We start from the raw sequence: 21,325 nt of genomic DNA, 5'->3' as shown, positions 1-21,325 counted from the left end.
CTCGCGATAGCGGTAGATCAGTCGCCAGATGTATTGGCTGACAAGCCGCTATCGCGAGCAAGCTCGCTCCCACAGTTGTTTTGTGGTGTTAGGAGACTGCGTGGCACCGCGACAAATTGCCCCGATAGATAAAAGGCACGGCTCTTGCCGTGCCTTTTGCGTCGCGCTCTGAGAAAATGCCCGCACTTTTTTTCCGGATGCCGACATGACTGCCCTGAAGAACGACCGTTTCCTTCGCGCCCTGCTCAAGCAACCCGTAGACGTCACCCCGGTGTGGATGATGCGTCAGGCCGGTCGCTATCTGCCGGAATACCGCGCCAGCCGCGCCAAGGCGGGCGACTTCATGAGCCTGTGCATGAACCCGCAGTTCGCCTGCGAGGTCACGATGCAGCCACTGGACCGTTACCCGCAACTGGACGCGGCGATCCTGTTCTCCGACATCCTCACCATTCCCGATGCCATGGGCCAAGGCCTGTACTTCGAGACCGGCGAAGGCCCGCGCTTCAAGAAAGTCGTCAGCACCCTGGCCGACATCGAAGCCCTGCCGATTCCCGATCCGCAGAAGGACCTGGGCTATGTCATGGATGCGGTCAGCACCATTCGCCGTGAACTCAACGGCCGTGTGCCGCTGATCGGCTTCTCCGGCAGCCCGTGGACCCTCGCGACCTACATGGTCGAAGGCGGCTCGTCGAAGGACTTCCGCAAGACCAAGGCGATGCTCTACGACAACCCGCAAGCCATGCACTTGTTGCTGGACAAGCTGGCGCAGTCGGTCACGTCCTACCTCAACGGCCAGATCATGGCCGGTGCGCAAGCGGTGCAGATTTTCGATACCTGGGGCGGCAACCTGTCGGCGGCGGCGTACCAGGAGTTCTCCTTGGCCTACATGCGCAAGATCGTCAGCGGCCTGATCCGCGAGCACGAAGGCCGCAAAGTCCCAGTGATCCTGTTCACCAAGAACGGTGGCCTGTGGCTGGAAAGCATCGCCGATACCGGCGCCGACGCCCTGGGCCTGGACTGGACCTGCGACATCGGCAACGCTCGTGAGCGCGTTGGCCATAAGGTTGCGCTGCAAGGCAACATGGACCCGACCGTGCTCTACGCCAAGCCTGAAGCGATCCGCGCTGAAGTCGGGCGGATCCTGGCCAGCTACGGCAGTGGCAGCGGCCATGTGTTCAACCTCGGCCACGGCATCACCCCGGAAGTCGACCCGGAACACGCCGGTGCTTTCCTGCGGGCGGTGCATGAGTTGTCGGCGCAATACCACGTTTGATTTCCCGTCACCCAGCCTGTCCGGCCCCGCGCCGGACAGGCTTTTTTTTGTCCGCGGTTAACCGTTGGACCTATAACCAGTCGATTATTTTTGGTGTATTTGTTTGCTTTTGTTTGTTGGGGATTTTTGTTCGTAAGATGTTTCTCTAATTATGTAGGGGAAATCGAATCAGAGATCATTCCTTCTATGTTGAGAGATTTATCCTACATAGAGAATCCTCAAGTTTCTATAAGGTTCCGGGCACTTGTAAGGGCGGGCGCTGAGCCGTCTGGCGCGCCTTTCGAGCAGGCGGTGACACGTCTTTCATTTTGATGACTAGTCTGGGATTTATATGAAAAATAACTTCAACAAGGGCAATGTATTAACGGGGTGTGCGTCTTCATTAGTTCTGTTGTCGGCCATGGCTGCATCGCAAAGTGTACTGGCCCATGGTTTCGTCGAAGTACCGCCTTCCCGTGCACTGTTGTGCCAGCAAGGTGTCAATCTGAACTGTGGCGGGGCGCAATACGAACCGCAGAGTACCGGCGAAACCTTCAAGGGTTTCCCGAATGGTGCAGGCGGCGGGCCGTTGCAGGGCCCTATCGACGGTAAAATCGCCAGCGGCGGCAAGGCCAACTTTTCTGCACTCGATGCGCAATCGTCTTCGCGCTGGCACCTGACCGAAATCAAGGACCGCAACATTGCCTTCCAATGGCGCTATAGCGCGGTGCATCCGGCGACCAAGCATGAATACTTCATTACCCGCGACGGTTGGAGCCCGAACGAAGCGCTCAAGCGTGCCTCGTTCGATAGCACGCCGTTCTGTACGGTGGATGGCGGTAATCAACTCCCGGTGAGCGGAGCCCCGCACAACTGCGTCATTCCGGACAGTAAATCGGGTCATCACGTCATCCTGGGTGTCTGGACAGTGGGTGATACCGATGCCGCCTTCTACAACCCGGTGGATGTGAACATCCTCGCCGAAGCCGCGTTGCCGGGTGGCTGGTCGCCGGTGGGCAGTATTGCGCCATCGACCCAACTCCTGGTGGGTGACAAGGTCAAGGCCCGGGCATTTTCCGCCACCGGCGAAAATGCCGAGTACAGCCTGGAGATCAGCATCGACAACGCTGAGGAAGGCAAGGCTGAAAACTGGTCGTTCAAATTGGCCGAGGCCCTTAACAGTGCCTATCCACTCATTCGTGCCGGCATTCGTGACGAAGACGGCAATATCACGCCGATCAAGGGCACCAACAGCCTCTATGCCCAGAAAGAAAGCGGTGTGACCCGCTATGAAGTGCAACTGGAAATGCAGGAAGACGCCGGCGCCAGCATGGGGATTTCCTCCCTGCAGCCGGAGTACGTACTCGACAAGGGTCGGGTCAGCATGGCGTTCACCGCGCAGACAAACCGCCGGATGAACCTCGAAGCCACATTGTTCGATGAGAAGAACAAGCAAGTGGGTGTCGTGAGCAAGGTGGGTGAAGGCAGCACCGGGCTGAGCCTGGACGTGCGCAGCGCCCCGGGGGTTCATACCCTGACGCTGGTGGGTACCACCGAAGACGGGCGTACTACTCGCCAGGATACCAAGTCGGTCACTCTGACCGGTGAAGGCGCGGGTATCGAATACGACTTCGTGTTCCCTGAAGGCATCAGCGACTACACCGCAGGTACGAAAGTGCTGCAACCCAAGACTGACGAAGTCTTCGAATGCAAGCCGTTCCCCGCGTCCGGCTACTGCAAGCAGTACTCCCCGACAGCGAACGGCTTTGAGCCTGGTGTCGGTGCGTCCTGGCAGAGCGCCTGGGACAAGCTGTAAGTCCTACAAGCATGGCCCCAGCCGATCCGTAAGGGTTGCCTGGGGCTTTCACACGAGGACGCAGTGATGTCTATCCATTACTCCAGGCGGCGGGTGCTGCTGCACTGGTTGTCGGCGGCCATTATCTTATGGGCGTTGGCGTCCGGTTTTTATGTGGCGTTCAACCCGGTCTCGGCTTCGACCGAGCATTGGGTCGGGTCACTCAACGTGTCGCTGACGACGCTTTCGCTGCTGGTCGCGCTGCATCTGTGCGCCGTGCTCTGGCATGAGCTTTCCGGCCGCAGGGTGGTGCGGCGAATGTTCTTCGCCAAGCCTGCGGGCACGCTCCAGCGAGCGCAAAGGTGAGCCTGTCTTTGTGGGCCGGCAACCGTTTGCCGAAGTTGGCGCTGGTGCTGGTGCCGCTGCTCTATGGCGTATTCCTGGCGGGGCAAGAGTGGCGTTTTCGCCAGGCATTGGACCGTAACGTGCCGGTAGTCGCCGACTCGCCCGTGGCGCCGGCCCGTGACTTGCCCAACGTACAAGCGGTGGCGACCGTGCTCGGCCTGGCGCCTGAAGGTGCCCAGGCGCCGAGCGCCGAGCCCATTACCTTACAAGCCAGTTTTGTTGCCGACCAGGGATTGTCCCGGGCCTTGCTGGCGGACGCCGCCGGCCCGCGTGTGTACCAGGTCGGAGAGCGCTTGCCCGGTGGCAGCGTGCTGCGCCGGGTCGAGGCCAGCCATGTGACGTTGTGGCGCAATGGCCGGGAAGAGCGGTTGGCCCTGCAACCAGCGGCCAAGCCCTTGCTGCGTCGGTTGGGCCTCGAAGACGGGCGCCATGCCGCGCTGCATTCCTCGCAATACCTACGCCCGGTGGCGGGGCAATCAGAGTGATCGAATCATGAATAGCTTTATCCGGGATCGTGTATCGCGCGTCCTGTTCTGTCTTGCCGTGTCCTGTCCATTGGCGTTCGCCAGTGCACTGCAAGCCGAAGAGACTCATTGGCAATTGGCGATGAACAACGCGGAACTGCGCGACGTGGTCGAGGAGTTCTCAGCGATCCTCGGCAAGACCGTGGTGCTCGATCCCAGAGTCTCAGGACGCATTACCGTCATGTCCCGCGAGGCGCTGGACCGCGAAGGCGTGCGTCGGTTGTTCTATTCGGTCCTCGATGCGCATAACTTCACGGTGATCGACGAGGGCGAGCGCATCCTGATCATGCCGGTCAGCGATGCGAAGACGCGCGCCGCAATCGCGGATGCAAAAAGCGCCACGCCGTCGCAGTGCGTCACCCGGGTCCTGGACCTGCAATCAAGCATCGCCGCCGACGTCGCCGGGTTGATCCGGCCCTTGGTGTCGGCCAATGGTTACGTCGGCCCTTCGGTATCGTCCAACGCCCTGGTGGTCACCGACACCGCTGCCAATGTCCAGCGCCTCGCCGACGTGGTTCGGCAGTTGGACTCAGGGCGCAACCGCAATCATGTGGCGGTGCGGTTGCGGCATGCCCAGGCCGGGGACATCGCGCCGCTGATGGAAGCCTCCGTCGGCAAGCGCGAGGGTGACATGGCGGGCGTGGTGATCGCTGATGCCCGCAGCAATCGCCTGGTGATCATCGGCCCGCCGACGGTGCGCCAGCGCCTGGGCGACCTGGCCCGGAGCCTGGATGTCCCGGCTGCGGCATCCCAGGACAACGCCCGGGTCATCCGCCTGCGCCACAGCGACGCCAAGCAATTGGCCGAAGTGCTGGAAGGCGTCGGGCAGGAAAAAAACTCCACGCCGGCACTCGCGGGCCAGCGAGACATTGCCGCCACCCGCCCGTTCATGATCAAGGCCGATGAAAGCCAGAATGCCCTGGTGCTGATCGCCGACCCTGCCCAGATTCGTATCATCGAAAACATCGTCCGTGAACTGGATCAACCTCGGGCCCAAGTGCTTATCCACGCGGCCATCGTGGAGGTTTCCGGGGACATTACCGAAGCCTTGGGCGTCCAGTGGGGCCTCGACAGCGGCAGCGCGGCCGGGTTTATCAACTTTCCGGGTACCGACATCCCGATCATCGGCAACCTGAACCTCAGTGAGCTGGATAAAGGACCGGAAGGTGCGATCCTGCGGCTGGGCGGCGACCGCTTCAGTGCGCTGGTCTCGGCGCTGGCGAGCAACACTCACAGCAACTTGCTGTCCACCCCCAGCCTGCTGACCCTGGACAACCAGGAAGCGGAAATCATCGTGGGCCAGAACGTCCCGTTCAAGACGGGCTCCTACGCCACCAGTGGCAACGGCGCGGACAACCCGTTCACCACCGTGGAGCGCAAGGACGTCGGCATCAGCCTCAAGGTCAAGCCCTACATCAACGAAGGCTCGACCTTGCGCCTGGAAGTGGAGCAGGAGGTTTCGGACATCGCGCCGTCTGTTTCCGGCGTGGACTCCTCCGACCTGATCACCAACAAGCGCGCCTTGAAGAGCACGATCCTGGCGGACGATGGCGAGATCATCGTGATCGGCGGCCTGATCCGCGACAGTGTCCGCACCCAGCAAAGCGGTGTGCCGCTGTTGCGCAGCATTCCGTATTTGGGTGCGTTGTTTCGCTGGAACCGCGACACCCAGACCAAGAGCAACCTGATGGTGTTCCTGCGCCCGACCATCGTGCGCAGCAACGAAGACCTGGCCGAGGTCAGCCGCCAGCGCTACGACGCGCTCCGGGAGCTGAGCAAACCCGGCTCGCGGAAAAACAATTCGCTGCTGCTGCCCCGGGACGCCCACCAGTTGTTCGAGTCATCCACCGATGCACCGGCGGTTGATCCGCAACGGCGCTCGGGTGCCCTGTGACTGACCCGCAAGCCCCGTTGCCCTTTGGTTTCGCCAGGCGCCTGGGCGTGATGCTGGAAGGCGCGGGGCCGACGTTGAGCCTGGTCATGCGCCGCGATACACCGCTCACCGCCGTGGCCGAAGTGCAGCGTCTGTGCGGGCGGGACTTGCCGATCCAGATACTGGAACCGGCACAGTTCGCTGCGCGCCTGGCCAGCGTCTATCGCCAGGGCCAGAGCGCCGCCGAACAGGTCGCCCAGGGCCTGGACGAGGAACTGGACCTGCTCAGCCTGGCCGACCAGATGCCGCAGACCACCGACCTGCTGGAGCAGCAGGGCGATGCGCCGATCATCCGCCTGATCAATGCCTTGCTCAGCGAGGCCGTCCGCGAGCACGCCTCGGACGTGCACCTGGAAACGTTCGAACAGTACCTGTCGGTGCGCATGCGCATCGACGGTCAGTTGCAGGAAATGCTCCGGCCGCGCCGGGAACTGGCGAACCTGCTGGTGTCGCGGATCAAGGTCATGGCGCGCCTGGACATCGCCGAAAAACGCGTGCCCCAGGATGGGCGAATGGCCTTGCGCCTGGCCGGCCACGAAGTCGATGTGCGGGTCTCGACCCTGCCTTCGGCCCATGGCGAGCGCGTGGTGTTGCGCCTGCTCGACAAGCAGGCCGGGCGCCTGGAGCTGCAACGCCTGGGCCTGCCCGACGACACCTTGGCGAGTCTGCGCCAGTTGCTCGGCAAGCCCCACGGCATTGTGCTGGTCACCGGGCCCACGGGGTCGGGGAAGACCACCAGCCTGTACGCGGCGCTGAGCAGCATCAATGACCAGAGCCGCAACATCCTCACCGTCGAAGACCCCATCGAATATCACCTGCCGGGCATCGGTCAGATGCCGGTCAACTCGAAAGTCGACATGACCTTCGCCCGAGGTTTGCGAGCCATTTTGCGCCAGGACCCGGACGTGGTGATGGTCGGTGAAATACGCGACCGCGAGACCGCCGAAATCGCCGTCCAGGCGTCGCTGACCGGGCACCTGGTGCTCTCGACCCTGCACACCAACACCGCCGTCGGCGCCGTCCCGCGGCTGGTGGACATGGGCGTGGATGCCTATCTGCTAGCGTCGTCCCTGGCTGGCATCGTCGCCCAGCGCTTACTGCGCCGTCTGGGCCCGTCCTGCAAGACGCCGTACGTGGCTGACGCCGCCACCTGCCGGCGCCTGGGCCTCGACGCCACTGCCGCGCCCCGGGTGTTCAAGGCCCAGGGCTGCGAGCAATGCCAGAAAGGCTATCGCGGGCGCTTCGGGATCTATGAGCTGGTGAATGTCAGCGCCGTCCTGTCGCAACTGATCCACCAGGGCGCCACCGAGCAGGCGCTGGCCGCCGAGGCGCGCAAGACCTCCCGCAGCCTGTTCCAGGACGGTCGCCAGCGGGTGCTGGAAGGCCTGACCAGCGTCGACGAACTGCTGCGCATCACCCAGGAGGATTAGCACCATGCCGACCTTCGACTATCGGGCCGAAGACGCCCAGGGCCGCCGCTGCAAGGGCCGTGTGGAAGCCGATAGCCCGCGCCATGCTCGCCAGTTGCTGCGCGAGCGCGGCTTGCTGCCCAGCGAACTGGCTGAAGCCAAGGAACCGCGAACCTTGGGCGGGCGGCATGCCGGAGCGCGTTTGAGCCCGGCAGATCTGGCATTGCTGACGTTGCAGTTGTCCACCTTGATCCAGGCCGGCCTGCCCCTCGAAGAATCCCTGGGAGCGGTGGCGCAACAGAGCCAGAAGCGCCGCGTCGCCCACCTGCTGGCGGCGGTGCGCAGCCGGGTGATGGAAGGCCACGCATTGGCGACGGCCCTGAGGGCCTTTCCCCGGGCGTTCCCCGAGCTGTTCTGCGCCACGGTCGCGGCGGGCGAGCAATCCGGGCACCTGGGGCAAGTGTTGGAGCAGTTGGCGAGCTACACCCAAGCGCGGCAGGCATCGCGCCAGCGCATTCAACTGGCGTTGGTGTATCCACTGATCCTTATGTTGGCCTGTGTCGCGATTGTTGGCTTCCTGCTGGGCTACGTGGTGCCGGATGTGGTGAAGATTTTCATCGACAGCGGCCAGCCGTTGCCTTGGCTGACCCAGGCGCTGATCGCCGTGAGCGATGGCTTGCGCCGCTATGGCCTGTTGATGCTCGGTGCGCTGGCCGGGCTGTTCGGGCTGTGGCGCTGGAGCCTGCGCCAGCCGGCGTGGCGCCTGCGCTGGCATCGTTTGCTGTTGCGGCTGCCGGTGTTGAGCGAAGTGCTGCGGGCGATGGAGGCGGCGCGATTTGCCAGCACCTTGGCGATCCTGAGCAAAAGCGCCGTGCCTTTAGTGGATGCCTTGCACATCGCCGCGCAGGTGATCGGCAACCTGACGATCCGCGCCCGCATGGCCGACGTCGCCCGTTCGGTCCGCGAAGGCGGGACGCTTACGCGTGGCCTGGAGCAGGGCGGCGATATCCCGCCGTTGATGCTGCACATGATCGCCAGCGGTGAACGGGCCGGCGAACTCGACAACATGCTCGCCCGGGCCGCCGAACAACAGGAGGCCAGCCTCGCGGCGCGTATCGCGCTGGTGGTGAGCCTATTCGAGCCGGCCATGTTGGTGTTGATGGGCGGCGTCGTGCTGCTGATCGTCATCGCCATCCTCCTACCGATCCTGAGTCTCAACCAATTGGTGATTTGAACGATGAAACTCCAAAGCAACCGATCCGCACGTTATCCACAACGCGGCTTCACCCTGATCGAAATCATGGTGGTGGTGGTCATCATTGGCGTGCTGGGCGCCATCGTGGTGCCGCAGTTCATGAGCCGACCCGACCAAGCCAAGGTCACGGCCGCCCGCCTCGATCTCCAGGCGATCGCCACGGCCCTGGAAATGTACCGTCTCGACAACCTCCAGTACCCCTCGACCCAACAAGGCCTGGAGGCCTTGAGCAAACGCCCGTCCGGCACGCCCGTAGCCAGGAACTGGAACCCCCAGGGATATCTGAAAAGCCTGCCGATCGACCCCTGGGGCACGCCCTACCAGTACCTCAACCCTGGGCACAAATCTGTCGATGGCAGCTATGACCTCTACTCCCTGGGCGCCGATGGCGTACTGGGCGGTGAAGGGATGGCGGCCGACATCGGCAATTGGGCCGAGTGAACATGCAGCATCGTTGCCGGGGTTTCACCTTGCTGGAGCTGATGGTCGTCATCGTCTTGATCGGCGTCCTGGCGGGCATGGTCCGCTTCGCCACGGGACCGAGCCCGGCCCGGGAGGCCCGGCAGCAAGCCCGGGAATTTGCCGCAGTGGTGCAGCAGCTGCGCGAGCGGGCGGTATTGGGCGGGCAGGAATACGGTGTGCGTGTGCAGCCTGGCGGTTATCAGGCGTTGCGACTCCAAGCCCAGGACTGGACGGCGGTATCGGCGTTGCATCGATTGCCCGAGGGCCTGACGCTCGGGCTGGAGCAGGAGGGTCATGTCCTGCGCCTCGACGACGTCCAAGGCCCGCCGCAATTGCTGATGCTCAGCAGTGACGAGATCAGCCCGTTCAGGCTGCTGATCAAAGTCGCTGGCCAGTCGATTGCCCGGGTCTCGAGCGATGGCCTGGCGGAGCTGCTGATCGATGAGTAACGCGCGCGGGCAGGCCGCCGATTGCCGGGGGTTCACGCTGTTGGAAGTCATGATCGCCCTGGCGATTTTCGCGACGCTGGCGGCGGCCGTGCTTTCGGCCAGCCAGTTCGTGCTCAAGCAAAGCGCTGGCCTGGAGGACCGTCTGTTCGGCGCCTGGCTGGCGGACAATCAGTTGAGCGAACTGCGCCTGCAAGCCGTCACACCGCCCGGACAACAGCGACTGAGCCGGCACCTTGATCGCCGCGATTGGGTCTTGCAACAGCGGATCGCCCCGGCTCGTGATGGGCGGCTGTTGCAGGTCGAGATCCAGGTTCGCCGCGGCGACAGCGCGACCGTCGCGTACCGCACCATCGGGTGGATCCGAAGCCATCATGAATAAGCAGTCGGGTTTCACCTTGTTGGAGCTGGTTATCGCCATCGGCATTTTTGCCTTGCTCGGCCTGGCCAGTTGGCGGTTGTTCGATGGCGTCGTGCGGACCCAACAGGGAGCCGGTCAGCATGAGCGCGACATCCGGGCCTTGCAGCGCGCTGTCGGCGTGATCGAACGGGATGTGTGGCAGGCGGTTGTCGACTCGGTCGTGCTCGCGCCGGGGCACTTGCGCTTGCAGCGCAGCCATTGGCGCAACCCGTTGGACCAGCCGCGCAGCGAACGGCAAGCGGTGAGCTATCAGCTCCAGGGCGGCGCGTTATGGCGCGAGACAGTCGGTGAAGGCACGACGCTTGCGCAGCGGCAGAAATTGCTCGACGACGTCCACAGCCTGAGCTGGCGGGTGTTCGACCGCCAGCAGGGCTGGCACCGCGAAACCGCGAGGGGCAGCGCGCCGCTGGCGCTGGAATTGATCGTGTCGGCGGGGCGTTTCGAGCAGATCCGTCGAGTGTTGCTGTTGCCAGAGGCGCTGCCATGAGGCGCCAACGCGGCGTGGCGCTGATCAGCGTGCTGCTGGTGCTGAGCCTGGCCTTGCTGCTGGTCGGTAGCCTGTTGCGCAGCCATCGCCTGTTGTTGCACAGCAGCGCGCAGCAACTGCAACAGGTCCAGTTGCGGCAATTGGGATTGGCGGGGGAAGACTGGGCGCGGGTGGTGTTGGAAGGCAGTGGGATCACGTCGTCCGGGCCCGTTGACCTGAGCCAGGATTGGGCTCGGCTCGAACCCGTGTTGGAGGTGGACGGCGCCGAGCTGCGCATCGCTATCGAGGATTTGTCCGGGCGCCTGAATCTCAACACGCTGCTGGCCCTGGGGCAAATCGATCAGGTCAGCCTCGGTCGCTGGAGTCGCCTGCTGGCCGTGCTGGATCTGCCGCCACTGACGTTGCCCCAGGTCGGGCCGGTGCAGGAGTTGAGTCAACTGCGTCTGCTGCCAGGCGTCGACGGCCAGACGCTGCAGCGCCTGGAACCCTGGGTGGTGTTGCTGCCCAAGGACGCGCGGCTGAACATCAATACCGCCTCGCAGCGTGTGCTGATGACCCTCGATGGGATGAAAGCCGGGCCCACCCAGGCATTGGTCAACCAGCGTCGTCACGCGCCATACGCCGGCGTGCAGGCGTTTACCAACGACCCGTTGCTGTCCGGAGTCGGCCTCAACAGCCATGGGTTGGGCGTGGGCAGCCGCTGGTTTCGAATCACGGTGAGCGTGATCCATGGCGACCGCCGTCTGCGCCTGGCCTCGGATATCGAGCGCGATTCTGTCAGTGGGCGCTGGACGGTTCGTCAGCGTCGTTTCTTACCCTTCAGCCCCAGCGAGTTTCCTTGATGAAAGCCTGGCTTTACCTGACCGCTGAAGGCCTGGACGCGCCTTGCGCCAACTGGCCATGCTGCGTGTGGTCGCCAACCGGCGAGCGTCGTCGCCTGCCGTTGCACGAGGCGGCCGGCGAGTTGAACGGCCGGCCCGTCGATGTGCTGTTGCCAATGGAAATGTGCAGTTGGTTGCGCAGCGATCCGTGGCCGTCTCGACGCCAGCCCCGGCCCCAGGCCCTCGCATTCGCCATCGAAGAGCAACTGAGTGAAAACCTGGAGGCGCTGCACATCAGCATCGGCCCGCGGGACCGTCAGCACCGCTATCCGCTGATGGTGACGGCGCGGGGCCGGTTCCAGGCGCTGTTGGCGCTGCTCGCCGAACAAGGCATCGATACCCGTGCGGTGCATGTCGATGCTGATCTGATTGCCGATGACCTGGCGTTTGGGGTGCGCTGGTTCGGCCGCTGGCTGTTGGGTGGAGGACTGTCGGCGCGGATGTCGTTGTCGGTACAGGGCTTGGCAACGCTCAAGCCTGGCTTGCCTGAAGAGATGCACTGGCTGGACGAGGAGCGTGATCGCCAAGGCATCGATGAGTGGCTGTTGAGCACGGGCGGACATCCCATTGACCTGCTGCAGGGCGAGTTCCGTCGGCGCCGGCCACCGCTGCCGTGGCGGGGCACTTCGGTGGCTGCGCTCGGCGCGCTGATGCTCACTTGGGCCTTCAGTGAAGCGCGCATAGGCTTTCTTGAAAGTGAAACCCGGCGTCTGTACGTCCAAAGCGAACAGCGATTCAAGTCGTTGCATCCGGAGCAGGAACGGATCGTCGACCTGGCGGCGCAGTTCCAGGCATTGCAGAGCCGTCGTGGGCCAGGTCCGGACACTCAGGTTGCGCGTCTGACCCGGCTGACCGAGCAGGTGATCGGTGCCAGCAACGTTGAGGTGCAGCGCATCGATTTCCGCGAAGGCGAAGGCTGGAAAATCCAGCTGACGGCGAACAGTTTTGTCGAGCTTGAACAACTGCGTGAACGCGGACAGCAAAACGGATTGCCCGTCACCCTGGGCAGCGCCAGCAAGCAAAACAACCGCGTGCAGGCCATCCTCACACTGGAGAGCCGTTGATGAACATCGATGGATGGCGGGTCTTGAAACAGGCCTGGGGAAACCTCTCGCGCCGAGAGCAAGGCTTGTTGCGGGGGCTGGCCGGAGTGTTGTCGGTGGCGCTGGCCTACACCGCGATTTGCCAACCGACCCGGCAACGACTGGAGGTTGCCGAACGACAGCATCGCCAACAAGCCGTACTGACCGCCCGGATCCAGCGCGCCGAACCCTCCCGGCATAGGACTGCCGCCACCCGACCCTTGTCGGTGCGCGTCAATGCAAGCGCGACGGCAGCGGGGTTGGACATGGCGGAAATGGAGGCCGACGGCGACTCGTTGCGACTCGCTGTCAGTGGCGATGCGAGTGCGTTGCTGCAGTGGTTGGATCAACAAGAGCGGGAGGGGGCGGTGCTGCGATCGCTGACGCTGGAAGTGGAAGAGGGTGTGCTGAGTGCTCGGGTGGTGTTGCGTCAATGACTCACCGAACGCACAACAACGTTGATCAGGAATATGAGCTTTTGTGGCGAGGGAGGTTGCTCCCGCTCGGCTGCGCAGCAGCCGTAGACCGGTTTGCAGGGCGTACCTGTTGCACCGCGGTCTCTGTTTTTGGGGCGGCTGCGCCACCCAGCGGGAGCAAGCTCCCTCGCCACAAAGTAGCCACGCTGTCCCGGAGGTGGAAGTGAGGGCTAGCCCTGCACATTCCCCGGCAACAACGGCAATTTCGCCAGCTTCACCGCCACCCACAACGCCATCACCAGCAAGCCACCAATGAACAAACCGATCCCGTTCCAGCCGCCCAGGTGCCAGGCCACGCCGCCCGCCGTCCCTGCAACGCTGGATCCAGCGTAATAGCTGAACAGATAAAGCGACGAGGCCTGGCCCTTGGCCTTGAGGGCGCGGCGGCCGATCCAACTGCTGGCCACCGAATGGGCGCCGAAGAAACCGAAGGTGAACACCAGCATGCCCAGGATCACCAGCCACAGCGGCGTGGCCATGGTCAGCAAGAGGCCCGCGAGCATCAGCGCGATGGTCGCCCAGAGCATTTTGCGCCGACCGAGCTGGTCCGCCAGTGCGCCGACTTTTGCCGAGCTGTAGATACCCGACAGGTACACCACCGACAGCAACCCGACGAAGGCCTGGTCCAGATGATAAGGCTCGGCCAGCAGGCGATAGCCGATGTAGTTGAACAGCGTCACGAATGCGCCCATCAGCACGAACGCTTCGAGAAACAACAGCGGCAACCCGGCATCGCGAAAGTGCAGGGTGAAACCGTCCAACAGACTGCGCGGATGCAGGGAACGGGGACGGAAGTTGCGTGACTCGGGAAGAATCCGCCAGAACACCGCCGCCGCAATCAGCGCCAGGCCACCTACCACCCGCATCGCGGTGTGCCAGCTGACGAAGTCGATCAAGACCCCGGCGATCAGGCGTCCGCACATGCCGCCGATGGCGTTGCCGGCGATGTACAGCCCCATCGCCAAGCCAATGTGCTTGGGGTGGATTTCCTCGCTCAGGTAAGTCATCGCCACCGCCGCCAACCCGCTCAACGACAGCCCGACGAAGGCGCGTAGCAGCAGTACACCTTCCCAAGTCGGCATCATCGCGCTGGCAATCGTGCACAGCGACGCGGCGAACAACGCCGTGACCATCACCGATTTGCGGCCGATGCGGTCGGAAATCGGACCGGTGATCAACAGGCCGATGGCGAGCAGGCCGGTCGCCACCGACAAGACCAGGCTGCTCTGCGCCGCGTTTATGGAAAACTCCTTGGACAGCAGCGGCATCATCGGTTGCACGCAATACAACAGGGCGAAGGTCGCAAAGCCACCGCAGAAAAGCGCCAGCACCGTGCGCATGAACAACGGCGTGCCTTTCTCGATATAGATGTCCTTGAGTTCGACGGCGACGTCCTGCGCACGCGGCGGGATTTCATGGGCCAGTGGAGCGACAGCAGTTTTCACGGTGGACCTCGCAAGGACACGATCAGGCAGGCGATGAAAAAAGCATATAGCCGGCTAATGTTTCTATCCAATATATTGTTCGACCTGTTTAAGACGTTAAACGACCTATTGGGGGGCCCATGGAACTGCGTCACCTGCGTTATTTCATCGCCGTTGCCGAAGAACTGCATTTCGGCCGCGCCGCGCTGGCCCTGGGGATCTCCCAGCCGCCGTTGAGCCAGCAGATCCAGGCACTGGAGCAGGAGATTGGCGCGCGGCTGTTCGAGCGTACCAATCGTCGGGTCGAATTGAGCGAGGCCGGACGGTTGTTCCTTGAAGAAGCGCGACGGGTATTGGCCCAGGTCGACAAGGCCGCCGACGTGGCCCGCCGTGCGCAACTGGGGGAGTTAGGCGAACTCAAGATCGGCTTCACGTCCTCGGCACCGTTCAACTCGACCATTCCCCAAGCCATCTTCGCCTTCCGTCAACGCTTCCCGGCCGTTCACCTTAACCTGCGGGAAATGAGCAGCACCCAGGTCTCGGATGCGTTGGTGGACGAAGCCATCGAGGTGGGCATCATGCGGCCGTTGCCCCTGCCCGATACCCTGAGGGAAATCGAACTCAGCCGCGATCCGCTGGTAGCCGTGCTCAGCGCCAAGCATCCGCTCGCCCAGCGCAGCGACGAAGGCTTGTACTTGTCGGCGCTGGCCCACGAGCCTTTCGTATTTTTCCCACGAAGCTACGGCAGCGGTCTGTACGCCCCGCTTTTATCGTTGGCCCGCGACGCCGGTTTCAGCCCGCACTTCGCCCCGGAAGCCGGGGAGGCCATGACCATCATCGGCCTGGTGGCGGCTGGCCGCGGGGGCTCGGAGCGGCCGGCATCTTACCAACGCATGCGTATCGACGGCGTGGTCTATCGGCCGCTGCTCGACCCGGCGGCGGTTTCGGCGGTGTGGCTGGTCCAGCGCAAGGACCAGCGTTCGCCGATGGCACAAGCATTCATAGGGCTGTTGACCGACGGAGCGCAATCATCCAGTGCCTAACGATGGCATTCGACGCAGGCCGCGCCTGTTTGCCCAACTCCCGGGGCTGGCCTTGCGCTTGGCTTAGTCCCCCCAAAACGTGGCGTGTCTGGTGGCGTGATAGTCGTAGAAGCCTTGGAGAATCCAGGTATTGCCTTGACGTTCGAATGCGGCGCGCCATGCGCCCCGTCCGCCGCCGGGAGCCAACTGTGCCATGTCGTACCAGTAATAGCGGTTGATTTTTTTAGTGGTGATTCTGCCGGCTCGGAGGTCATCCATGATTTCGCTGACTTTCGCCCGGGCGGGGGCCGGGAAATTGTCATATGACATCTGCGCGTCAGCCAGGGGACTGACTGTCACCGTGTACTCAGGGATAACCGTCGAGGGCTTCGCCGCGGCAGGGGCAGGAGCCGAAGAGGCTGCTTGTCCGGTCCCCTTGTGGGAGGCGGCTTGGGTGACCAGCTCGATATCGAATGGGCTGTAGTTTTTGAGGGAGCGGGTGAAGGTATCGATGTCATTTTCGGTGGTGAGATGCGCACTTCGCTGTGTCTTGCCCCGGTTAATGATGATATGGCGAATTTTGTAGTTCCTGATCTCCGTGAGCAGCCCGGGCTTGTGTCGGCGCAGTCGCTCTTTTCGAAACTCATCAATATTGTCGATTCGATATTCCGGTGATTCGATATAGGCCTCTCTTGCAGCAACCACGGAGGGTTCGTCTCCAGGGAACAAGGTGTCAAGTTTGGATTCCAGCCGTTTCTCGACAACTTGGACTGTGTCGCTGATGTCTTTCGATATTTTGTCGACGGCGTCTTTTTTTCGCCCGTTTCTTGGAGTGATCACAATGTATTTCGCACCGGTTACGTTATCCGGCAGGATAGTTGCACTGGCCTTCAGGCGTCCTTCGAGGATGAATTCCTCCTTGTGCAGGATGAGCGTGTCATAAAGTCGATATTTTTGCGGAAGGCTCAGGGAGAGGTTTTTTTCTTTTTGAAGCGTACCACTCGTTTGTTCGACAAGATCCCAAATGCCAAGCTTATGAAGTAGATGTTTACGTTTGGGTTCGTAATCTTTAGCGTTCTGCCGATTGATCTGTTTCAAGTGCAAGCGGTAGCTTTCGATATTGGGGGCGCCTATATCGTTCATGCTTTCTTGAAGTACGCGGTCCAGCAATGTTTCCGGCATTGAGTGAATCACACGTTTCATCACATCGACTGCCTCACTGGGGAGGTCATGCCCGTTGGGCAGGACCCCTTCCACCAAGGCGTTGTGTTTCTTGTCTTCCGGACGTTCTTGGGGTCGACTCCAATACACACCACCGCCGAGCAAACGCCGGCGCTCCTGAACGGTCCATTGGCCGTTTTCCCACGTCACTGTGCGCTGGTCCGTGCGGTTGTTCGGCGCGTAGATGACTTGCTCGCCGTCCTGGAAAGCCCTCTTGAAATAATCTTTGCCTAGCTTCAGATAACCCTGCCCGTGCAAATCCCTATAGCGGTTGCGCCCCTCCGGCACCAGGCCCTTGCCCTCGAAGCCTTTCAGTTGGAATGCCTCCAACCGCGGGTCCGGCATGCGAGGCAGCGATGCCAAGGCCGGGTAGGCGTTGCCTCTGGGCCGCGTCGCGCGGGCCATGATCAAATCTTGCCCGCCTTCGGCAAGCACCTCACCCAGCCCGCGGATGAAATCGCTTGCCCACTGGCTGACGCTACCGCCTTCATCCTGTATCGCCGAGACGGCGGCACCGCCTGCCATGGTCGGTAGAATTGCGCGTCCCACTGTCCCAGCCAAGCGGCCTGCCGGTGCCATCGACATAGCCCCCGTCAACAGGGCTACACCGTTGCGACGCCCTTCCCGAGCCGCCGCGCTGTCGCGTTCGGCGTTGGTCACTGTCAGGGCCTGTACCGTTTTGAGGGCATGGGTTATTTGCGTTTCATGCAGTGCCTTGAACAGGTCTCCCTCGACCACGGGTGAAGTGACTTTCAAGGCGAAATCGCTTCGCGTCCTGTCCTTCGACCAAGTGAAAACAGATTGCGTGACCTTCTTGATTTTCTCTGGGATGGTCAGGTTGTCCTCTGCCGGCAACAGGCTTGCGAGCTGTGCGGCTTGCTCCAGCAGCGGAAGTTGGGAGATCAGCCAGCGGGTCATTTGCGGTGTGGCCGTGAGGGTCTGCGCCAACGCCGTCTGCAGCGCTCGACCGCTGCCTGATGTATCCACGTCCCTGAAGGTCTTTCCATCCGGCGCACCTGGCGTGTACAAGGTCAACGAAGGGCGGCTGGCGAATGACTTCACTCCGAACGCAAGCAGGTCCTTCAGCACGCTGTCGCCCCAATGCAATTGCCGGACGACCACTTCGTGCCCGTTGACCTTGTCACGTCCCGCCGACCCAGGGCAATCCAGCGCCGCCAAGACCAGCTTCACGCCGGTGTTGTCCTTGTCGTGTCGCAAGTCTCCCGAGATGTGGGCCGCCCACACCTCGGCCCGCATTTGCGTTGCTTTCACACTCATCCATTGAGTCTGTCGCTCCCGTGCCATGCGTTGCAGCACCACCGGAAGGCGCGCACCCACGTCTGCCCGCTCGATGACCTCGACAATCTGCGGGAAGCTCAACGGGCCGACCACGGTGTGGTGAGCTGCCTGGCGTTCATCATCTGTCAGGTTGGACATCGCCCAGTCCGTCAGGGAGCGCCTGTCGTCATGGAACGCTTGCGCACTGCCCATGGAGACCCCGGACCCGAACGGTGAATGGCCCGTCGGTGCGTGCGGATCAAGCGCCTCTTTTCGAATGCTCAGGGTGATGTCTTCAGGGTCGGCAGGTGGGTATTTTTCCTTGATGTAGCCGGCGAGTAGCGTGCGGGCCTGGTCTCGAATGGCCTCTGGAGTGGCCATCGACACTGGGTCCGGCGGTGCTGGCGTATCGGCGATGGTGTTCTGCAGGGCCTGCGTCGCTTTCCACCATGCCAGGCGATCGTTGCCGATGATGTGCGGGTTGGCGTGGAGCCAATGATCGAGGCTTGCCAGTTTCAGCCGAAACTCACGTTCGTCCAGGACGCCAGCCAGATCCAGTCGAATACCCAGGTCCGCTGCGGCGTCCAGCCGATGCACCCAACTGGAGATGTTTTCCCCTTCGACAATGTCATCCGACAAAGCATCGCGAATGGCGGCTTTTTGCGCCGTACGCACGTCCGTGGCCAAACGCGTCAGGAAGTTTTGCGCCAACGGCACGAGCTCCACCTCATCGGCGGCGCTGTCGCCTATGAACGAGGTCTTCAGTTGCTGCAAATTCTCGTAGATCTCCAACGGCTTACCGGGACGGTACAGTACGGCTCCGCCCCAATCCGTATCTGCGTTGTGCCGGGACAGGGCAACGGCGCTGGTCACCGGAACGGACAATCCCCAATCAAGGTAGATGGCGCTCAGGCTGTACACCCAGGGCCTGTAACGTTCCGCCAGCTTGTTTCGAGACGCCGCGTCCGGCGCCGACAGCGAGTCCATTATCGCCTTGTGCATCTGCCGGCTCAGCGTCTTGTCGTGTAGATGAAGGTCCGCCAGTGCCTTGAGTTGCGTAGCGAGTTCGTCCGCCAACCAGCCGTTGACGCTTTGTCCCTGGCTGAACGCGGCGGGCCTATCCCAGAAGTTATCCAGCGACATCGTGAGCAGCTGTTCATAAGCGACTGGCGTGGTATTGAGCAGTTGACGGAATTTTTCTTTCGCCCGATGACTGTTCAGAAGGGTGGGCACTCGCTTGGAACTGTCCAATTCCTGGACTATTTCAAGGTTATCCAGATCCGCCAAGCTGTCGCTGATATCGATCTGGCCGGTGATGGCGCGCCAGAAAAAGATCTCAAGGCTGGTGATGTCTTTATCCGTTGGTTCGGAGCTTGACCCGTTGGGCTCACCGTCCGATTGAGGGACGGAAGCTTTTTGCGATACACGCACGGACAGCTTGTCCACCGTCATGTCGCCCGCCAGGATGGGAAAGCTTCGTTTGAGCCAATAGTCCAGGTGCTGCCGGGTGACCTCAGAAGGCCGTGGCGCGGCTTTGCTCAGGTTTATTATTCGTTGCTGCGAGGCGTTGATCTGGCCCGATAAGTCGTGATCCAACATAGTCTCTTCCTGGGAAAGTTTCGGAAAAGACAAGCTATTGGGGAAAACCGACGCAGGAGCGGTAAATAGATACCGCACGAAGGAAGGGCGGCAGTGCAGTTGTCAGTGTGGAGTCACGAGTTTCAGGGATCGCGGATATTCTTTGTACCGCAGGAACGCCAGGATCGCGTCGCGGGTGGCTTGTGATTGCTCTTCAAGCAACCAGTGCCCGGTGTTTATCAATGTCAGTGAGTGCGGTTGCGCGGCGATAAAAGTAGCCTGCTCGGCCAGCGTCCGTCCCCGGGAATGGTCGCGTTGCATCGAGATTGTAGGAAAGTGCGCATTTCCGGTTACGACACTTCCTATTTGTCCCAGATGCCACGCCGTTGGGATTGCGACTCACCTGCCCAGCAACGTCTTATTCATCATTCCGAATCGTCCGGCTCAGTGCGCATTCCCGGCGCAAAGGAACGCAGCCTGAAGCCCATGAATAAGGCCCTTGGAAATGCACTCATCTTTGGATGCCCCTTACACCAACGAAATCTCCCAGGAATCACTTCGTCATTTGGATGACTTGTACTTGGAGCCACGCCAACTGGAGGGTTACGGCGAAGAAGTCGCGGCATTCATGAACCGACAAAAAGCCTTCGTCGAAGCTCATCCGCCCATCGCCATCTACCGAGTGGCCACAGAGGGCAGCCAGACGCGTGACGGCGGGACGATCCAGCAGGTGTCGTCGTCGTTGACGTTCACCTTGGATAATGGCTGGAAAGTACGCGCCGCGCAGAAAGGCGATGAGGTGGTATATGCCGATGGCAGCACGGCACGGATCATCACTGGCGCCGGGAAAAACAATAGCGACATTGCGCTGGTCGGCAGTCGCTTGAGCAATGGCGATGAGATTATTAATACGCTGCAGAAACGTTTCATGATCATCGTGCGGGAGGGGGTGCCGATGGCGGAGGACTTTTTACCTGCGCTTAGGTTGGCGGAGGTTTATTACCTGCACCCGAATGCGATGAAGGAGAACGGCTAATAAAACAGGGGTTGCTGCGCAGCCCAGCGGGAGCAAGATTCATGGCTGTTACACGGACTGCTGGGATTCTCCAAACAGGTTGAAGAGCACCGAGGCGTCAAGCCCAAACCCTGTGGGAGCTGAGCTTGCTCGCGATGACGGCTGTACAGCCAACATCACCGGTACTGACCCGCCGCTATCGCGAGCAAGCTCGCTCCCACAGTGGATTTTGGGTGTTCGGAGTATCTGGGCACGCCACCAAGCCCTGTGGGAGCAAGCTTGCTCGCGATGACGGCAGCATAGCCAACATCACCATCGCTGATCCACCGCTATCGGACCCTGTAGGAGCTGCCGAAGGCTGCGATCTTTTGATTTTTTGATCTTTCACTTGGGACTCAAGTGTTTGGGGAAAGATCGCAGCCTCGTTGCACTCGACAGCTCCTACACAGCTCCTACATTCCAGCGAAGATCGCAAGGGCATGGCCGAGGTGCTTTTTTTATTGCACCTTCGCCAGATCCCCTTTCAACGCAACGCCGGCCATGATCGCGCCGGCGTGGCATTCATAGGTGGTGGCATCCCGGCGTTCGTTGCGCTTGTAGAAGCTGACGATGTTGATGACGGCGTTGGCGCCCGCGGCCTTGGCGGCTTGGTGCAGGCTGATCAGCGCCGATTGCACCACCCATTCGCAGGCTTCTACGTCGGATTTGTTGAAGGCGTTGGTTTTTTTATTGGTGACCTCGCCCGCGCTGAGCACGCTGACTTTGCCCTGTGGCTCGTCGCCCGCCAGGTAGAACTTCACGCTGCGGTCGATCTTGCCGGTGCGGATGGCTTCGTTGACGACTTTGTCGAAAGGCAGGTAAAGCGTGGTATCACGGGCCTGGCTGAGGGTCGGCATGGCGCTGAGCAACAGGGCGGCGGTAACAGCGATTTTCTTCAATGACATCATCAGTCTCCTTGA

General features: G+C 61.8%; 19 protein-coding genes. 16 read left to right on the top strand and 3 right to left on the bottom strand.

Going from position 1 to position 21,325, the window contains the following annotated elements:
- Positions 1-205: 205 nt before the first annotated feature.
- From hemE to HGO40_RS05965, 14 genes are all read left to right on the top strand, one after another.
- Positions 206-1,273: a uroporphyrinogen decarboxylase gene (hemE, locus tag HGO40_RS06030; protein WP_250962292.1), complete on the top strand. Its 1,068-nt coding sequence runs from the start codon at positions 206-208 to the stop codon at positions 1,271-1,273.
- 331 nt (positions 1,274-1,604) lie between these two features.
- On the top strand, positions 1,605-3,068 hold the full coding sequence (gene gbpA / locus HGO40_RS06025) for an N-acetylglucosamine-binding protein GbpA (RefSeq protein WP_250962291.1): 1,464 nt from the start codon (positions 1,605-1,607) through the stop codon (positions 3,066-3,068).
- A gap of 66 nt (positions 3,069-3,134) precedes the next feature.
- Positions 3,135-3,413, top strand: coding sequence for a hypothetical protein (locus HGO40_RS06020; protein ID WP_250962290.1), 279 nt, complete (start codon positions 3,135-3,137; stop codon positions 3,411-3,413).
- Entirely contained in the window at positions 3,410-3,937 is a 528-nt protein-coding gene (locus tag HGO40_RS06015) for a type II secretion system protein N (RefSeq protein WP_250962289.1), read from the top strand. Before HGO40_RS06020 ends, HGO40_RS06015 begins: the two co-directional genes overlap by 4 nt.
- A gap of 7 nt (positions 3,938-3,944) precedes the next feature.
- A complete protein-coding gene (gene gspD / locus HGO40_RS06010; RefSeq protein WP_250962288.1) occupies positions 3,945-5,870 on the top strand; it encodes a type II secretion system secretin GspD in 1,926 nt (641 codons plus the stop codon).
- Positions 5,867-7,339 (top strand): type II secretion system ATPase GspE, encoded by a 1,473-nt coding sequence (gene gspE / locus HGO40_RS06005; RefSeq protein ID WP_353050713.1) that lies wholly within the window; start codon positions 5,867-5,869, stop codon positions 7,337-7,339. The genes gspD and gspE overlap by 4 nt, the downstream gene beginning before the upstream one ends.
- Positions 7,340-7,343: 4 nt before the next feature.
- Entirely contained in the window at positions 7,344-8,552 is a 1,209-nt protein-coding gene (gene gspF / locus HGO40_RS06000; protein WP_250962287.1) for a type II secretion system inner membrane protein GspF, read from the top strand.
- A 3-nt stretch (positions 8,553-8,555) separates the two neighbouring features.
- A complete protein-coding gene (gspG, locus tag HGO40_RS05995; protein ID WP_250962286.1) occupies positions 8,556-9,014 on the top strand; it encodes a type II secretion system major pseudopilin GspG in 459 nt (152 codons plus the stop codon).
- A gap of 2 nt (positions 9,015-9,016) precedes the next feature.
- Positions 9,017-9,484 carry a type II secretion system minor pseudopilin GspH gene (gene gspH / locus HGO40_RS05990; protein WP_250962285.1) on the top strand — a complete coding sequence of 156 codons (468 nt, stop codon included), beginning with the start codon at positions 9,017-9,019 and terminating at the stop codon, positions 9,482-9,484.
- Complete coding sequence (gspI, locus tag HGO40_RS05985) at positions 9,477-9,863, top strand: type II secretion system minor pseudopilin GspI (RefSeq protein WP_250962284.1); 387 nt, start codon at positions 9,477-9,479, stop codon at positions 9,861-9,863. The genes gspH and gspI overlap by 8 nt, the downstream gene beginning before the upstream one ends.
- Positions 9,856-10,389 (top strand): type II secretion system protein GspJ, encoded by a 534-nt coding sequence (locus HGO40_RS05980; protein WP_250962283.1) that lies wholly within the window; start codon positions 9,856-9,858, stop codon positions 10,387-10,389. The genes gspI and HGO40_RS05980 overlap by 8 nt, the downstream gene beginning before the upstream one ends.
- Entirely contained in the window at positions 10,386-11,231 is an 846-nt protein-coding gene (locus tag HGO40_RS05975) for a type II secretion system protein GspK (protein WP_250962282.1), read from the top strand. Before HGO40_RS05980 ends, HGO40_RS05975 begins: the two co-directional genes overlap by 4 nt.
- Positions 11,231-12,334, top strand: a complete 1,104-nt coding sequence (gene gspL / locus HGO40_RS05970) for a type II secretion system protein GspL (protein WP_250962281.1) — start codon at positions 11,231-11,233, stop codon at positions 12,332-12,334. The genes HGO40_RS05975 and gspL overlap by 1 nt, the downstream gene beginning before the upstream one ends.
- Entirely contained in the window at positions 12,334-12,789 is a 456-nt protein-coding gene (locus HGO40_RS05965) for a type II secretion system protein M (RefSeq protein ID WP_250962280.1), read from the top strand. Before gspL ends, HGO40_RS05965 begins: the two co-directional genes overlap by 1 nt.
- A 209-nt stretch (positions 12,790-12,998) precedes the next feature.
- Here the strand turns inward: HGO40_RS05965 and HGO40_RS05960 are convergent, their stop codons facing one another.
- Positions 12,999-14,252 carry an MFS transporter gene (locus HGO40_RS05960; protein WP_502943215.1) on the bottom strand — a complete coding sequence of 418 codons (1,254 nt, stop codon included), beginning with the start codon at positions 14,250-14,252 and terminating at the stop codon, positions 12,999-13,001.
- A 140-nt stretch (positions 14,253-14,392) separates the two neighbouring features.
- Between HGO40_RS05960 and HGO40_RS05955 the strand changes: the two genes are divergently transcribed.
- Positions 14,393-15,295 (top strand): LysR substrate-binding domain-containing protein, encoded by a 903-nt coding sequence (locus tag HGO40_RS05955; protein ID WP_250962278.1) that lies wholly within the window; start codon positions 14,393-14,395, stop codon positions 15,293-15,295.
- A 63-nt stretch (positions 15,296-15,358) separates the two neighbouring features.
- On the opposite strand, the gene HGO40_RS05950 is transcribed toward HGO40_RS05955, so the two are convergent.
- Positions 15,359-19,372, bottom strand: coding sequence for a dermonecrotic toxin domain-containing protein (locus HGO40_RS05950; protein WP_250962277.1), 4,014 nt, complete (start codon positions 19,370-19,372; stop codon positions 15,359-15,361).
- A 484-nt stretch (positions 19,373-19,856) separates the two neighbouring features.
- Here HGO40_RS05950 and HGO40_RS05945 point away from each other — a divergent pair, with 484 nt between their 5' ends.
- A complete protein-coding gene (locus tag HGO40_RS05945) occupies positions 19,857-20,387 on the top strand; it encodes a hypothetical protein (RefSeq protein ID WP_250962276.1) in 531 nt (176 codons plus the stop codon).
- 476 nt (positions 20,388-20,863) lie between these two features.
- Here HGO40_RS05945 and HGO40_RS05940 read toward each other — a convergent pair whose 3' ends face one another.
- Positions 20,864-21,310 carry an excinuclease gene (locus tag HGO40_RS05940; protein WP_250962275.1) on the bottom strand — a complete coding sequence of 149 codons (447 nt, stop codon included), beginning with the start codon at positions 21,308-21,310 and terminating at the stop codon, positions 20,864-20,866.
- Positions 21,311-21,325 lie beyond the last annotated feature (15 nt).

This window comes from Pseudomonas sp. CG7 (assembly GCF_023701885.1).
GTDB classification, from domain to species: Bacteria; Pseudomonadota; Gammaproteobacteria; order Pseudomonadales; family Pseudomonadaceae; genus Aquipseudomonas; species Aquipseudomonas zanjanensis.
The sequence above is the reverse complement of the archived record's forward strand: the minus strand, read 5'-3'. Positions and strand labels throughout refer to the sequence as shown.

What these genes read in the sequence shown, in the direction of transcription:
- HGO40_RS05945 (WP_250962276.1), top strand. Translation starts at nt 19,857, where the DNA reads ATGCACTCATCTTTGGATGCCCCTTACACCAACGAAATCTCCCAGGAA.
- gspL (WP_250962281.1), top strand. Translation starts at nt 11,231, where the DNA reads ATGAAAGCCTGGCTTTACCTGACCGCTGAAGGCCTGGACGCGCCTTGC.
- HGO40_RS05965 (WP_250962280.1), top strand. Translation starts at nt 12,334, where the DNA reads ATGAACATCGATGGATGGCGGGTCTTGAAACAGGCCTGGGGAAACCTC.
- HGO40_RS05980 (WP_250962283.1), top strand. Translation starts at nt 9,856, where the DNA reads ATGAATAAGCAGTCGGGTTTCACCTTGTTGGAGCTGGTTATCGCCATC.
- HGO40_RS05940 (WP_250962275.1), bottom strand. Translation starts at nt 21,310, where the DNA reads ATGTCATTGAAGAAAATCGCTGTTACCGCCGCCCTGTTGCTCAGCGCC.
- gspF (WP_250962287.1), top strand. Translation starts at nt 7,344, where the DNA reads ATGCCGACCTTCGACTATCGGGCCGAAGACGCCCAGGGCCGCCGCTGC.
- gbpA (WP_250962291.1), top strand. Translation starts at nt 1,605, where the DNA reads ATGAAAAATAACTTCAACAAGGGCAATGTATTAACGGGGTGTGCGTCT.
- HGO40_RS05955 (WP_250962278.1), top strand. Translation starts at nt 14,393, where the DNA reads ATGGAACTGCGTCACCTGCGTTATTTCATCGCCGTTGCCGAAGAACTG.
- HGO40_RS05975 (WP_250962282.1), top strand. Translation starts at nt 10,386, where the DNA reads ATGAGGCGCCAACGCGGCGTGGCGCTGATCAGCGTGCTGCTGGTGCTG.
- gspI (WP_250962284.1), top strand. Translation starts at nt 9,477, where the DNA reads ATGAGTAACGCGCGCGGGCAGGCCGCCGATTGCCGGGGGTTCACGCTG.
- HGO40_RS05950 (WP_250962277.1), bottom strand. Translation starts at nt 19,372, where the DNA reads ATGTTGGATCACGACTTATCGGGCCAGATCAACGCCTCGCAGCAACGA.
- gspG (WP_250962286.1), top strand. Translation starts at nt 8,556, where the DNA reads ATGAAACTCCAAAGCAACCGATCCGCACGTTATCCACAACGCGGCTTC.
- hemE (WP_250962292.1), top strand. Translation starts at nt 206, where the DNA reads ATGACTGCCCTGAAGAACGACCGTTTCCTTCGCGCCCTGCTCAAGCAA.
- HGO40_RS06020 (WP_250962290.1), top strand. Translation starts at nt 3,135, where the DNA reads ATGTCTATCCATTACTCCAGGCGGCGGGTGCTGCTGCACTGGTTGTCG.
- gspH (WP_250962285.1), top strand. Translation starts at nt 9,017, where the DNA reads ATGCAGCATCGTTGCCGGGGTTTCACCTTGCTGGAGCTGATGGTCGTC.
- gspD (WP_250962288.1), top strand. Translation starts at nt 3,945, where the DNA reads ATGAATAGCTTTATCCGGGATCGTGTATCGCGCGTCCTGTTCTGTCTT.